The following is a 15,066-nucleotide window of genomic DNA, read 5'->3' as shown; positions in this document are numbered from 1 at the left end:
TTTGCTTTTCACATAAGATTTACCTGTGATGAATCTTAAGTTGAAATCCATAATAAACATAACAAGCCGTACAAAATCAACATTCCTACATATATAGAGGAGAGTATATATAATGAAACGAATGCAGAAAAAGGAGAAAAAAGGAAAACGTTCGACAAAGTTTTCGCTAGTACTTAAAGTATTAGCACTTTTGTCGGCTTCATTCTTAATTTGTGCAACAGCTTATGGAATTTATTTAACGAAAAAAGCTGAATACGCAGCAAAACAATCTTACGAAGAGCTTGAGGAACGACAATCTTCTCCTAAAAGGGAAACAAAAGCTGAAGCTGAAATCGATAACATTTCCATATTGTTTATCGGTGTGGATGACAGCGAGACACGGGGTCAAGGTTCCGATCATTCTCGCTCAGACGCTCTTTTATTAATGACACTTAATCGTGAAGCAAAAACAGCAAAATTAGTCAGTATCCCTCGGGATTCATATGTGTACATACCAAAAGTAGGATATCAAGATAAAATTACGCACGCACATGCTTTTGGAGGCACAGTGGCAACAATCGAAACAATAGAAGAATTATTTGATATTCCTGTCGACTATTATGTACGCATGAATTTTAATGCATTTATCGATGTAGTCGATGCGCTTGGCGGTATCGATTTAGAAGTTAACATTCCATATGCCTTCTATGAAAAAGACGAAAACGACCGCTATTCTATTTATTTAGAGCCTGGATACCATCATCTAGATGGGCGAAAAGCATTAGCATTAGCACGAACTCGTAAACATGATACAGATTTTGCTCGTGGTGAGCGTCAACAAGATATTATTAAAGCCATTGCCAATAAAGCACTTTCCTTATCCTCCATCACGAAATACGATGAAGTTCTTTTGGCAATCGGTGACAACATGAAAACTAACTTAACATTCGATGATATGAAATCGTTCCTTACGTATTTCTCAGGTGGCATGCCGCAAATTGATACATTGACATTACAAGGTCAAGGTGACATGTCAACAGGCATTTATTATTACATGTTAGATGAAGAATCTTTAGAAGAAACTAAACAAATTTTAAAAAGCCATTTAGAAATCATTCCTAACAAAGCGAATTCAAACATCTCAGAAATCGGTAGTGACGATGAAGCACAGCAAGTAGACGTTGGTTCATATTCCTATTCATCAAATAGGAATCGATAAATAATTCACAAATAGGCAAAATACACTCTCAAAGAGCTTGAGAGTGTATTTTTTATATTGGAAAGGGGAGTAGTTTTTTCAATCTACAGTCTGAACAACTTAGCATCATTTTATTCACTGTAAAGAATTAATTCTTATGATTATTATAAAGAGATATACTTTTCACATGTATGGGTAATACTTTACGCTTATAAAGATAGCCTTCTAGCTCGTGTGGGTGCAACTGAAGCTTGTGCAGATAGTTCATTGCTCGTGTAGATGTATCCTCTATTTGTGCAGATAATTCTTTGGCTCGTGCGGATAACTTCTCAACTCATGAAGATATTACTTCAGCTCGCGCGTTTAGTTTCCCATCTTGTGTAGATGTCACTTCAGCTCGTGCGTTTAGCTCCTAACTCGTGCAGATAACACCCAAGCTCGTGTGTTTAACTCCTCAGCTCGTGCAGATAACACCTAAGCTCGTGCGTTTAGCTCCCCAGCTCGTGCAGATAGCACTCCAGCTCGTGTGTATAACTCCTCATCTTGTGCATATAACACCTAAGCTCGTGCGTTTAGTTTCCCATCTTGTGTAGATGTCACTTCAGCTCGTGCGTTTAGCTCCCCAGCTCGTGCAGATAACACCCAAGCTCGTGCGTTTAGTTTCCCATCTTGTGTAGATGTCACTTCAGCTCGTGCATTTAGCTCCTAACTCGTGCAGATAACACCTAAGCTCGTGCGTTTAGTTTCCCATCTTGTGTAGATGTCACTTCAGCTCGTGCGTTTAGCTCCTAACTCGTGCAGATAACACCTAAGCTCGTGCGTTTGGCTCCCCAACTCGTGCATATAACACCCAAGCTCGTGCGTTTAGTTTCCCATCTTGTGTAGATGTCACTTCAGCTCGTGCGTTTGGCTCCCCAACTCGTGCATATAACACCCAAGCTCGTGCGTTTGGCTCCCCAACTCGTGCATATAACACCCAAGCTCGTGCGTTTAGCTCCTAACTCGTGCAGATATCACCCAAGCTCGTGCGTTTGGCTCCCCAACTCGTGCAGATAGCACTCCAGCTCGTGTGTATAACTCCTCATCTTGTGCAGATAACACCCAAGCTCGTGCGTTTAGCTCCCCAACTCGTGCATATAACACCTAAGCTCGTGCGTTTAGCTCCTAACTAGTGCAGATAGCACTCCAGCTCGTGTGTATAACTCCTCATCTTGTGCATATAACACCTAAGCTCGTGCGTTTGGCTCCCCAACTCGTGCATATAACACCCAAGCTCGTGCGTTTGGCTCCCCAAATCGTGCATATAACACCTAAGCTCGTGCGTTTAGCTCCCCAGCTCGGGCAGATAGCACTCCAGCTCGTGTGTATAACTCCTCATCTTGTGCACTCAACACCCAAGCTCGTGCGTTTAACTCCTCAGCTCGTGCATATAACACCTAAGCTCGTGCGTTTGGCTTCTCAACTCGGGCATATAACACCCAAGCCGTGCGTTTGGCTCCCCAACTCGTGCATACAACACCCAAGCTCGTGCGTTTGGCTCCCCAGCTCTGCAGATAACACCTAAGCTCGTGCGTTTGGCTCCCCAGCTCGTGCAGATAACACCTAAGCTCGTGCGTTTAGCTCCCCAACTCGTGCATATAACACCTAAGCTCGTGCGTTTGGCTCCCCAGCTCGTGCAGATAACACCTTGCTATTATACCTGTAAAGTTTACACATTAAAGCGCCCATAAGATGAGCATAATAAATATAAAATGTGGGAATTTATTGGGTTTATTAAAAAGCCACAGCGTAGCTGCAATGCCATTGACACCTACCACGATTCTTAGTACTTGGTGGATGGGGTCGGGGCCCCGCCAACAAGTACTTAGAAGCGATTTGTCCGTAGTACAATGACAAACGGAGTGAGCGCAAGGAGCTATTTTTTGAGATCATCTGCAATCTACAATCACTACGGACAATCAGGTAGGTGTCAATGGTGGCGTACTTCGTACATGAATGGAGGATATGGAAATGGCGAAAAAATATCGATATTACACATTTGAATTCAAAAAACAAGTCATTGAAAAATATTTCGAAGGGTATTCTTCCACAGAGGTAGCTAAAATATATAACATTCATCGGAGAAGAGTCTCTGAATGGGTGAAAATTGTGAAAGAAGGAGGCTATGAAGCTCTCTTAACCAAAAGAGAAAAAGTAGCTAAACAGAAACAGTCGCCTGTTGAAAAATCTTTGGAAGAAAAATATCTCCTATTACAGTTGGAGAACGAATACTTAAAAAAGTTGTTAGATCTAAGAAAGGGGTGAATGACAAAGAACAACAATTTGCCTTTATTCACGCTTACGCAGAACAATATCCGATTTCTATTTTAGCGGAAATCGCCAATGTATCCCGTGCGGGTTATTATAAATGGTTAAAGAGAAATGGAGAAAAACATCGTGATCAAATTGATGAACGGTTAATCCCTTATATCCTAAAGGTGTTTAACGATCACCGTGGTACTGTGGGGAGAAAACGAATCAAAATTGAATTGGAAAGACAATATGGGTTAGTCATCAATGAAAAACGGATTGCCCGTTTAATGAGGAAATATGGATTGGTATGCAAAATTCGCCAAAAGAAATTTAGATATCGTCCAAGTGTTCATGGAAAAATTCCCAATCTTCTTAGCCGTAACTTCAAAGCCATTCGAGAAGGAGTAAAGTTTTCCATTGATATTACGTATATTCGCGTGAAAAGAGGACGTCAAAAATGGGTATATCTCTGTGCCATTAAAGACTTATTTAATGAGGAAATCGTGGCTTATTCAATGGGGACAAGTTTGGAAATGAAATTAGTGTATCGCGCCTTAGAAAAGCTTAAAAAAAGGGGATATAGTAAAGGAGCGATTCTCCATAGTGACCAAGGCACTCACTTTACTAATCCCGATTATCAAGAGTATCTCCGTGAGATGGAGATAACTCAATCCATGTCCCGCAGAGGCAACTGCTGGGACAATGCCTGCATTGAAAATTTCTTTAGTCATCTGAAGGTTGAACTTGGATGTTTTAGTCAACCCGAAACTGTACGAGAAATTTACGAAGCAGTAGAAAACTATATTAATTATTATAACACCAAACGTATCGTAACTAAACTAAAAATGAGCCCGATGGAATATAGAACAAAAGCAGCATAAATTTGGATTAATACGGGGCGGATAAAAATGTCTACTTGACAGGAGCATGAACACCTAAGCTCGTGCGTTTAGTTTCCCATCTTGTGTAGATGTCACTTCAGCTCGTGCGTTTAGCTCCCCAGCTCGTGCATATAACACCTAAGCTCGTGCGTTTAGCTCCCCAGCTCGTGCATATAACACCTAAGCTCGTGCGTTTAGTTCCCCAACTCGTACAGCTAATGCTCCAAGCTTTGGCATACATCCGCTCAACTTGTTCAAATGCAACTTCAAATATGTGCAGATAACCTCAAATTTGTTTAAAAGAAACCACAAGCAAATCAATTCCTCCAAACATAAAATAAAAGCCACTACTTCTTAGAAGCAGTAGCTCATCACATTTATCCAATTGCAAAAAAACTTCCCAATATGAAAACTCAATTACTTACTTAACATCTTCACTAAATTAATGAGCGGTCGGTAGTTTTTGCCCGCAAGACCTATTACTTCTACAAACAATTCAATGGCAACTAAAATAACAGTGATAAGAAGAATTGCTCCCCAAAGTTTTGCCATAGAGAATATGATAGATGCAATTCCAAACATTACTGCAATTCCATAGATAATCAATACTGTTTGTCGATGAGAGAATCCCATTTTCATTAAACAATGGTGCAAGTGAGATTTATCTGGATCCGACCATTTTTGCTTATTGCGTACGCGACGCACGATTGCAAAGAATGTATCTGAAATCGGTACACCTAACAAAATAACTGGGATAATGAATGATACTAACGTTAAGTTTTTAAAACCTAACAATGAAAGCACAGCAATCATAAATCCTAAAAACAGGGCACCCGTATCGCCCATAAAAATTTTTGCCGGATGAAAGTTAAAGAATAAAAATCCAATCGTACTACATGCTAATATCGCAGCAACGGCAAGTACAAATCCATTGCCCATAATATAGGCCATCGTTGCAAGAGTAATTAAAGCAATCGTTGACACGCCTGCTGCTAATCCATCTAAACCGTCAATTAAATTTACCGCATTTGTAATTCCAACAATCCACAATAGCGTTAACGGAATACTCAATAATCCAAAATTTAAAATACCGTTATCAAAAGGCAAGTTAATGAAGTCAATTTGCACACCGCCCATAAAAATAACAATGGAAGCGGCAACAATTTGCCCTAACATTTTTGCCTTTGCACTTATTTGATATTTATCGTCTAAAATACCAGTAATAACAATGACCAAAGCACCTAATACAATCGATAAAGGCATTAATGAACTTTCATATCGAGGACTTTCCGGTCTTAGTATCGCTAGTCCTATTAAAAAGGATAAAAATATAGCTAAACCACCTAGACGTGGCATTATTTTTTGATGCACTTTCCGATAATTCGGTGCGTCCACAGCACCTATGCGAAACGCTAATCGTCTAACAATCGGAGTCAGTATGATGGACGCGACTAGCGCCACTGCTAAAGACACGTAAACCATGTCTATCCTCCTTAGAAAAAGAATTCCATTTTACTATTATTAAACCTAAGATATTATAGCATGAATAAATAAGAAAACCTAGTCTTTCCTTTAAAATGTAATTAAATATCCAATAAAAATGAATCATCAATCAAATTACTATAAAAAGACAATACTGGAAATACTAATGATTACAATATCTTCATACTTATTTTCCCCGTGATTGAAGTAGTCATACATTCAAAAGTTTGATAGAATAACAAAGGTGTCTATATTTATTTAGACCACAAAAGGAGCGTAAAAAAATGTTCTCAATTTTCAAAAATAAGGAAAGAACAAGTAAACGAGAATTAAAACAATACTATAAGATAGTAGAAAAAATTAATCAACTCGAAGCTACATACTCATCGATGTCTGATGATGAGCTTAAAAATATGACTGTAAAATTTAAAGAACGCCTTGCAAATGGTGAAGATTTAACAAATATCATACCTGATGCCTTTGCTGTCGTTCGAGAAGCATCAAAACGCGTCCTCAACATGCGGCATTTTGACGTTCAATTAATTGGTGGTCTTGTTTTGACGGAAGGAAACATTGCGGAAATGGCAACCGGCGAAGGGAAAACTTTAGTTGCTTCTCTTCCTTCTTATGTGAGAGCCCTCGAAGGAAAAGGGGTTCACGTTATCACTGTCAATGATTACTTGGCAAAACGGGACTTCGAATTAATTGGTCAAATTCACAAATTCCTTGGCTTAAAAGTTGGTTTGAACTTGCCAATGATGGATTTAGAGCAAAAGAAAAAAGCTTACAATGCAGACATTACTTACGGTGTCGGTACGGAATTTGGCTTTGACTATTTACGTGACAACATGGCTCGTAATGTGGAAGATAAAGTGCAGAGGCCATACCATTTTGCCATCATTGATGAGGTAGACTCTGTTCTAATTGATGAAGCAAAAACTCCACTTATCATTGCTGGAAAAACTCCTTCTCAAGAAGAACTGCACCGTATTGCTGCCATGCTTGCAAAAACCTTCAAAAAAGATGAAGATTATGATTTCGATGAAGAAACAAAAGCTACTTCTCTTACAGATCAAGGAATCGACAAAGTTGAAGAAGCTTTCGGCGTTGATAACTTATACGATTTAGATCATCAAGTATTGTACCACTACGTCATTCAAGCGGTACGTGCCCACGTGATGTTCGAACGCGACGTGGACTACATTGTGAAAGATGATAAAATTGAGCTAGTCGACATGTTTACTGGCCGAATCCTTGAAGGACGTTCTTTATCAGACGGTTTACACCAAGCCATTGAAGCAAAAGAAGGCGTCACGATTACTGCTGAAAATAAAGCACAAGCTCAAATTACTATCCAAAACTACTTCCGCATGTACCCTAAACTTGCCGGAATGACTGGAACTGCAAAAACGCAAGAAAAAGAATTCATTGAAGTATATAACATGCGAGTTGTTCAAATTCCAACAAACCGTCCAGTCATTCGTATTGATCAACCAGACATCGTTTTCGAAACGCGGGATGCAAAATACGAATACGTAGCACAAGAAGCAAAACGACGCCAAGAAAAAGGACAACCAATACTAATCGGAACAACTTCCATTCTACAATCGGAAGAAGTAGCAAAATATCTAGATAAATATGGACTAGAATACCAACTACTCAATGCGAAAACAGTTGAACAAGAAGTGGAATTAATCTCTCAAGCAGGACAAAAAGGGCGAATTACGGTTGCAACAAATATGGCGGGACGCGGTACGGACATTAAACTCGGAGAAGGGGTTCCAGAGCTTGGCGGTCTTTATGTAATCGGAACAGAAAAGCATGAAAGCCGTCGTATTGATAATCAGCTTCGCGGGCGCTCCGGTCGTCAAGGAGACCCTGGGGAAACCCGATTCATCATCTCATTGGAAGACGATATGTTCCGTCGTTTCGCTAAAGAAGACGTTGAAAAATTCAAGAAAAAAATGGTCGTTGATGAGAAAAAGCAAATTCAAAACAAAGATGTACAAGAATTAATTGACCGTACACAACGGATTGTTGAAGGCGCTCACTTTGCATTGCGCGAATACAACTTAAAATTAGACGATGTCATCAATGAGCAACGAAAAATATTGTATACTTTAAGAGATAAAGTTCTACACGAAAAAGACATTATCGAAATCATTCAAAAAATGCTCTTTGATGCAATCGACTTTGCTGTCCGTGATAATGCTGATGAAGAAATTGGCCACGATGAATGGAATTTTGATGCAATAGAACAAACATTAAACTCCTTCTACTTAGAGAAAATTACATTAGACCGTACAGTAGCAAAAGTTAATCACATTTTCGACCAAGTAGAACCTGGTTACTTGCAATTAAAAGAATTTATCCAATCCTTCGAGAACGATGAAAGAGTACTTAGCATTTCACAACAAGTAATGCTCGGCTTCATTGATCGCATGTGGGTAAATCACTTGGCACAAATGACATATTTAAAAGAAGGCATCGGCTTACGCAGCTATCAAGGTGAAGATCCAATGCGAATCTACCAGCGAGAAGGACTCAAGTTATTCGGTAAGAACTTCCAGGAACTTCGCGTCCAAATCGTTACAGAATTGGTGAAATTTATGAACATTCGCCGAAAAGAGGAGGAAAATGAATAATGGGGCTTTTTGATTTTTTTAAGAAAACCGATAAAGTTGGAACAGACAGTGCAATCGACTCAAGTAATTTAATTGAAGGAATTGAAGAATCATCCGAAAAAAAATTAGTGAAAACAAAACTATCACTTCATCCGGATTGGAAAGTACCGCAAGAACAAAAATACGTTTTTAGCTTTTTAGCAAACCAATTAGTGCCGCTACGTCCAAATCAATTGTCTCTTGCAGCCATTGATATCGATGAAGATAAAAAAACAGGAACTTGGTACGTGCGTGCGTTCTTCCGCTCATCAATCCCCCACAATATTGAATTAGGGGAAATTGGGCTGCTTATATTAGATAAAAACAATAAACGCTTAGCTGGAAAAATATTTGATTTTAAAGAATTGGGTACTCTCCCACCAGAAAGCTGCCGTCCATGGGTATTCGTTTTTGAAAAGAAATATATCGAAACGGACGAACTTCCTGGCGAAGGTTGGAAAATTGCCTTTAACTTAAACACATTAAAAGAACATACGCTGGATTTAGATGAATCTTGGAAAAAGCAGCTTCCAATCGAACAACAAGAATTGCTTGCAAAAGTGGTAAGCAAACTGCCAGAACTAGGCCATAATGAAGTAAACTTCACTGGTTTACAAGCAAATTTACGTGATGATAAGAGCTTATCTGTATCCATCTTCATTCGAAATGGAAATGATCGTGCAATCAATGTTGAACAATTACCATTAGAAATAATTGACGCGAACGGCAAAAAAATTGCAAAAGGATCATTTACATTAAATCCACCTTTAACAATCAAAGCTCGTACAACGAAACCGTGGACATTTGTTTTCCCACCAGAATTAGTGGATGCAGAAGGTGCAGATTTATCTCGCTGGAAAGCTGTCGTACCGCAATAAAAAAGTAGAGGCTGGGACAAAACTAGCTTCAAGATAGGAAAAAGGAGAATTTGAGCCAACTCAAATTCTCCTTTTTCCATTTCTCTCCATTATTTTTGGTCAGTTGATTTTTGTTGGCCGTGTATTTCCGTAAATTCACGGCCATTAAGGCAATCCCCATTTCATTTTCTACCTTCGATTTTCCTCGGACGGAAAATCGAGTGAAACGCAAATTAGCCTTCAAGAATCCAAAAACTGGTTCTACGTCTATTTTACGTTGACGGAAAATAGATCCAGCTTTTTCTTCTGAAAGCTTCGCTCTTACATATTCTTTTTGTTGTTCCCATTTTTCATTCACCATGACCTTTCGGTGATTGCCTTCCTTTGCTTTTGTGCATGATGAACGAAATGGACATCCTGAACAGTTTTCACATTCATAAATTTTCAATTCTCGTTTGAAACCAGTCTTATCTGTACGTACAGAACGATAACGGAAGGTTACTCGCTGCTGATTTGGACAAATGTAGGTATCACTTTCTTCGTCGTACATCCAATTGTCTGGATGAAATGGATTTTGTTTATATTTCTTCTTTTGTTCTTTCTCATACATGGTATATGGAATGAGTGCCTCACATTTTCGATTCGAAAGGATGTCTTCATAGTTTTGTTCACTACCATAACCAGCATCTGCGACAATATACTTTGGCAACGGAAAATAATTCTTTTCTATCTTATTCAAGAACGGAATTAATGTACGTGTATCAGTAGGATTTGGAAAGATGCTATAAGCTAGTGCGTATTGACCTTCTGTTGCGATTTGTACATTGTATCCAGCTTTCAATTGACCGTTTTTCATATAGTCGTCTTTCATTCGCATGAACGTCGCATCTTGATCTGTTTTGGAATAACTGTTCCGTTCCCCCAAGATGTCCAAGTCTTTTTGGTATTTTTGTTTTCGTAGAATGAAGTCTATTAATTGTTTGTACGCTTGTTTTGGATATTTTCGTTCGCTTCTTAATGCTTTTCGTTCTGTGGCATCGGGCGATGTTTCTATCTTTTGGTCATATTCCTTAATGACTTCATCGACTTGTTGCACCATTTGAGCGAGTTCTTCAACGGACAGTTCTCCCTCATTTTCCCGCTCCATTTCAGGGATGATTTCTTTTTCTAATAGTTCGTTGTATAACTGATTGGACTTTTCAATTAAGTTTTGGTTGTATTTTTCAATGGATTTCTTCCATACGAAAGTAAATTTATTGGCATTCGCTTCAATCTTCGTACCATCGATAAAAATGGCTTCTTGATCGATTAACTTTTCTTCCACCAGTTGGCAACGGAATTGGACAAAACATTGACGAATTAATTCTTTTACTTCCGGATGCACACGAAAACGATTGATCGTCCGATAACTTGGTTCATATCCTTGTGCCAACCACATCATTCGTATACTGTCCTTTAATAGCGCTTCAATTTTTCGACCTGAAAAGACAGACTGCGAATAGGCACACAAAATAATTTTTAGCATCATGCGTGGATGATAAGCAGGACAACCTGTATTTCGAAGAAACGGCTGGAAGGCTTCATCTGGAATACTTTCAACTAAATGGTGAATGTGGAAGGCAATATCATTTTCTTGTAATTTTATTTCTAAATCTAGAGGCAAAACTAATTGATTCATGTTATAATATTTGAACATAAGGACCCTTCTTTCTGTTGGTTTTGGTGGTAACTTAATTTTAACAGAAGAGGTCCTTATTTTTTATTGAAAAAATGAAAAACAGCCCATGAAATTTCATTCCAAAATTTCATGGGCTGTTTCCATTTTAGAGGGGGTTTTGTCCCAACCTCTTTTTGCATTGTATTATATCTTACAGCTAATAACATTTTTACACGGGTTAAAAATTTAAACTTAATTTTCCGCTCTTTTGCTTTTCTTCAATTTATCTCTTTTTCTAAAATTTTATTTTGAACTTCTAAAGGTTTTTTTGTATCTTTTCTTTTGGCGTTTTAATCCATTTCCTTTCTGTATTGATGCACTTTTTCTGACATTAGTAAAATATTTCCATATTTAAGAGGGGTTATTTACAGACAATTAAAAAGGGGAACCCACAAAAAAAGGTTCCCCTCTACTTTTTATTTCCCCAAAATAATATATCTATAAAATTTTAATTTCCCTCAGAAACCAGTTCCACATCCGCCACACGCTTAGCCCCTACGAAACGGTCATACCAGTAGTATTGATCAAAGAAGTTCGATAAACTTACTCCTTCTCCTGTTTGAGCATGAATCATTTTACCATCACCATAATAAATTGCAACATGGGAGATTCCTGACCCTGATGTATTATAGAACAATAAATCTCCTGGCCGAATTTCACCAATCTTCACTGGCTCCCCAATCTCATACATTTCCTTTGCGGTACGGGGCAATTCTATTCCTAAATCACTAAATACTTTTCTGACAAATCCTGAACAGTCAAAGCCGCTTGTTGACGTTCCTCCATACAAATATCTTATCCCTAAATATTTGCTTGCAGTCTCCCGCAATTCCGTTGAAGTAAAATCTGTTGAATCCTTTTCCGTTGCACCAACTGCTATAGGAGAAAAACAAATGACAACACCAGCCAAAGTTGCCAAAAGCAATTGTTGAATATTCTTTTGGAAAATGATTGTACCCTCCATCGTGAAGTAGTCAGAAAATTCAATTATAAAAAGTGTAACATGTGGCGGTCTGTCGTAACATTACAGTTCATTTACATTCACATGACACCAAACATTCACGATATCGGCTGAATAAAACTTGTTAACCGGGGCCACAAAGCTTCTTACTGTAATGAATTTGTAAATCTATTTTACGAATATATCGAAAGAGAATCTAAGAAATCCTCTATTATTGCGTAATATTTGTAACTTGTATTTTTCTATAACATTAAAAGGGTATTTTTCTACTTTGATAGAAGAAATACCCTTTATAAAAACACGATAAAATTGTCAATTAATTCCTTTAAACCGTTTATATGTCACGAAATGTTTATTCCAATAGTCATAATTAACGTTCGATACTTCTACTCCATTGTCTCCTGCATGGATGAATTTTCCGTCCCCTAAATATATTCCCATATGAGATATGCCTGTTTTGTACGTATTTTTAAAGAAAATCACGTCGCCAGGAACTGGGTTTTTTACTACAGTGGTATCTTGGTTAAAATAGTCTTCACTGCTTTTTCGCTGAATATCCAATCCCGCATTAGCAAAAACGTACCGTACAAATCCAGAACAATCAAATCCTTCTGGTGTATTTCCCCCAAATAGATAAGGTACACCTAGTTGAGCATTAGCAATTTCCAACACTTTGTTATATATAGCTTGTCCTTTTTCTGAAGGATCCTTATCAATCATCTGTTCTTTTTCTAACTGTTTTTTAATTACTTCATCAACTAACAATTCATCATGCGGGGGATTCTTCACTTCATTCTCGATATGTTGGTTAGGTAAGTCTCCCTGCTCCTCATGATTTAGAGATTGAGAGGATGAATAAATTGTCAATATTTGACCAGCATATATCACATCAGCAGAACTTAACTGATTCCAATTCATCATGTCTTCAACAGTCACATTGAATTTTTTGGAAATTTTTGTTAAAGTATCCCCTTTAACCACTTTATATGTAATTTGAGAAGCAAGTTGTCTATCTGGAATATTTAATTTTGTCATTCTAGCTTTAGATAAAGTTTCTTTTCTCGTTTTAGAACGGTCGATATTCGAAAAATTATTAGGTAAAACGTTACTTTTTATGTTAAAATGTTCAAGTGTTTTTTTGCCGCTGCTTTTATCACTTTCCGTGGATGCATAAACACTTTGGGCGAAAATACAACTTGCCAACAAACCCGCACTTATTAATACAATCGACTTTTTTCGCCGGTACACTCTATCTCCCTCCTTATAAAAAGATTAACTATATCATACTTAATATTTCGGCTAAAAACTAATAATTTTTTAGAAATAATTAAACATTAAGTAAGGAATTCTTAAAATATCCAAAAATATTATTTGTCTTTTTCGACGATAGATGATATAATTCGACATTGTTACCGTTCTAATTATTTATTATTTTTAGAAATTTTCCGCTATTCGAAAATAAAGGAGAAAATGCAACTATGAAAAACTTAGGAGATCTTGTAAAAAACCATTTAGCTGTAGGATTTATGTTATTCGCTCTATTTTTAGGAGCTGGTAATATTATCTTTCCACCGCTATTAGGGCAACTGGCAGGAGAAAACATCGTACCTGCAATGATCGGTTTCCTTATTACCGGAGTGGGGTTACCGCTTCTAGGTATCGTAGCTGTTGCAAAGAATGGCGGGGATTTGCAAGAAGTAGCTAGTCGCATTCACCCTTGGTTTGGTGTTATTTTTACATCAGTCGTTTATTTATCAATTGGACCGCTTTTTGCGATTCCTCGTACAGGCGCAGTTACATATGAAATCGGTATTGCTCCTTACTTATCTGATGCACAAGCTGATAGCTGGGTACCATTATTTATAAGTTCATTTATTTATTTTGCTATTAGTTTATATTTAGCATTAAACCCAACAAAATTAGTTGACCGTATTGGAAAAATATTAACTCCAGCATTATTGATTGTCATCCTGTTGCTTGCACTAAAAAGTGTGATTACTCCATTGGGTCCTCTTCAAGAAGCACATGGAGATTATATGACAAAAGCCTTTTCAAAAGGGTTTGTTGAAGGTTACTTAACAATGGACGTGCTCGCTTCCCTTGTATTCGGAATCGTTGTGGTGCAATCCATTCAAGCAAAAGGCATCATAGTTCGTGCCAAACAAGTAACCATTACAATTTTTGCAGGAATTATAGCAGCCATTGGATTAGCGTTTGTATACATTTCTTTATCATGGATTGGAGCATCAAGTCCATCAGCTATAGGCTATTTTAATGAAGGTGGTAGCGTTATCTCAGCTGCATCCAAAGCATTGTATGGTAGTGGAGGAAGCATCATTTTATCATTAGTCATCATTCTTGCTTGTATCACTACTTCTGTGGGATTAATTACAGCGAATGCCACATATTTCGCTAAAATCTTCCCAAAAGCATCTTATAAATTATTAGTTGTAATCTTTACAGTATTTTCATTCTTCATTTCCAACTTTGGATTAGCGAAATTAATCGCGATTACTTTACCAGTTTTATTATTTATTTACCCTATTGCAATCGTACTCATGTTTATGGTGATGTTCGATAAAGCATGGAACCGAGCACCAATCGTTTACAGTCTTGCTCTAATTGCCACTGCTTTTGTAAGCTTATACGATGGAATTCAAGGGGCAGGATTTGAAATTAAGTGGTATGCAAATATTGTAAGTTCATTACCATTACACAGTCAAAGTCTTGGATGGTTACTTCCTGCAATAGTTGGATTAGTGATTGGTTGGGGGATTCATTTAATTACTAAATCCGCAAAACATGCTAAATAATTAAACTGTCTGAAAATTCATATTTAGACAAATCCTTTGCGATGAAACTACCGCAGAAGCAAAAATTTAGTAAAAATCAAGATAATGAAAAAATAAGGGTGTTTAGAAAGGTTTTGGCTTTCTAGACATCCAATTTATTGTTACAAAAATATTTCAAAAACAACGAACTTTTCGTTTTAATTACACTTCAATGTACATATGGTGTATTAAAGAAGACAAACTA

Annotated in this window: 14 protein-coding genes; 6 read left to right on the top strand and 8 right to left on the bottom strand. The window is 37.6% G+C overall.

The genetic code is table 11. The features are described 5' to 3' along the window. Positions 1-112: 112 nt before the first annotated feature. Positions 113-1,198, top strand: a complete 1,086-nt coding sequence (locus tag UtA1_RS06395; RefSeq protein ID WP_408647327.1) for an LCP family protein — start codon at positions 113-115, stop codon at positions 1,196-1,198. Between the two features lie 537 nt (positions 1,199-1,735). Here UtA1_RS06395 and UtA1_RS17810 read toward each other — a convergent pair. From UtA1_RS17810 to UtA1_RS17805, 4 genes are all read right to left on the bottom strand, one after another. After that, positions 1,736-1,861, bottom strand: a complete 126-nt coding sequence (locus tag UtA1_RS17810; protein ID WP_269471062.1) for a hypothetical protein — start codon at positions 1,859-1,861, stop codon at positions 1,736-1,738. Between the two features lie 124 nt (positions 1,862-1,985). Further along, positions 1,986-2,153: a hypothetical protein gene (locus tag UtA1_RS17090; RefSeq protein ID WP_172597843.1), complete on the bottom strand. Its 168-nt coding sequence runs from the start codon at positions 2,151-2,153 to the stop codon at positions 1,986-1,988. A 14-nt stretch (positions 2,154-2,167) separates the two neighbouring features. Beyond that, complete coding sequence (locus tag UtA1_RS17085; protein ID WP_172597842.1) at positions 2,168-2,320, bottom strand: hypothetical protein; 153 nt, start codon at positions 2,318-2,320, stop codon at positions 2,168-2,170. A gap of 167 nt (positions 2,321-2,487) precedes the next feature. Continuing rightward, positions 2,488-2,613 (bottom strand): hypothetical protein, encoded by a 126-nt coding sequence (locus UtA1_RS17805; RefSeq protein WP_269471061.1) that lies wholly within the window; start codon positions 2,611-2,613, stop codon positions 2,488-2,490. 574 nt (positions 2,614-3,187) lie between these two features. Here UtA1_RS17805 and UtA1_RS06390 point away from each other — a divergent pair. Further along, positions 3,188-3,481: a helix-turn-helix domain-containing protein gene (locus tag UtA1_RS06390; RefSeq protein ID WP_172597841.1), complete on the top strand. Its 294-nt coding sequence runs from the start codon at positions 3,188-3,190 to the stop codon at positions 3,479-3,481. Continuing rightward, the gene (locus UtA1_RS06385) at positions 3,478-4,350 is read left to right on the top strand and encodes an IS3 family transposase (RefSeq protein ID WP_096550421.1); all 873 of its coding nucleotides are present in this window, start codon (positions 3,478-3,480) and stop codon (positions 4,348-4,350) included. Before UtA1_RS06390 ends, UtA1_RS06385 begins: the two co-directional genes overlap by 4 nt. A gap of 417 nt (positions 4,351-4,767) precedes the next feature. On the opposite strand, the gene UtA1_RS06380 is transcribed toward UtA1_RS06385, so the two are convergent. Next, entirely contained in the window at positions 4,768-5,832 is a 1,065-nt protein-coding gene (locus UtA1_RS06380) for a glycosyltransferase family 4 protein (protein WP_096550420.1), read from the bottom strand. A gap of 284 nt (positions 5,833-6,116) precedes the next feature. Between UtA1_RS06380 and secA2 the strand changes: the two genes are divergently transcribed. After that, the gene (gene secA2 / locus UtA1_RS06375) at positions 6,117-8,477 is read left to right on the top strand and encodes an accessory Sec system translocase SecA2 (protein ID WP_096550419.1); all 2,361 of its coding nucleotides are present in this window, start codon (positions 6,117-6,119) and stop codon (positions 8,475-8,477) included. Continuing rightward, complete coding sequence (locus UtA1_RS06370; RefSeq protein WP_096550418.1) at positions 8,477-9,373, top strand: accessory Sec system S-layer assembly protein; 897 nt, start codon at positions 8,477-8,479, stop codon at positions 9,371-9,373. Before secA2 ends, UtA1_RS06370 begins: the two co-directional genes overlap by 1 nt. 28 nt (positions 9,374-9,401) lie before the next feature. On the opposite strand, the gene UtA1_RS06365 is transcribed toward UtA1_RS06370, so the two are convergent. The 3 genes from UtA1_RS06365 to UtA1_RS06355 form a co-directional block, all read right to left on the bottom strand. Next, on the bottom strand, positions 9,402-11,048 hold the full coding sequence (locus tag UtA1_RS06365) for an IS1182 family transposase (protein ID WP_096550417.1): 1,647 nt from the start codon (positions 11,046-11,048) through the stop codon (positions 9,402-9,404). A gap of 469 nt (positions 11,049-11,517) precedes the next feature. Next, positions 11,518-12,033 (bottom strand): C40 family peptidase, encoded by a 516-nt coding sequence (locus tag UtA1_RS06360; protein WP_096550416.1) that lies wholly within the window; start codon positions 12,031-12,033, stop codon positions 11,518-11,520. Positions 12,034-12,342: 309 nt separating this feature from the next. Further along, positions 12,343-13,278 carry a C40 family peptidase gene (locus UtA1_RS06355; protein ID WP_096550415.1) on the bottom strand — a complete coding sequence of 312 codons (936 nt, stop codon included), beginning with the start codon at positions 13,276-13,278 and terminating at the stop codon, positions 12,343-12,345. A 230-nt stretch (positions 13,279-13,508) separates the two neighbouring features. Between UtA1_RS06355 and brnQ the strand changes: the two genes are divergently transcribed. Then, positions 13,509-14,843 (top strand): branched-chain amino acid transport system II carrier protein, encoded by a 1,335-nt coding sequence (gene brnQ, locus UtA1_RS06350; RefSeq protein ID WP_096550414.1) that lies wholly within the window; start codon positions 13,509-13,511, stop codon positions 14,841-14,843. Positions 14,844-15,066 lie beyond the last annotated feature (223 nt).

This window comes from Ureibacillus thermosphaericus, from assembly GCF_002370195.2.
GTDB lineage: Bacteria > Bacillota > Bacilli > Bacillales_A > Planococcaceae > Ureibacillus > Ureibacillus thermosphaericus.
The sequence above is the reverse complement of the archived record's forward strand: the minus strand, read 5'-3'. Positions and strand labels throughout refer to the sequence as shown.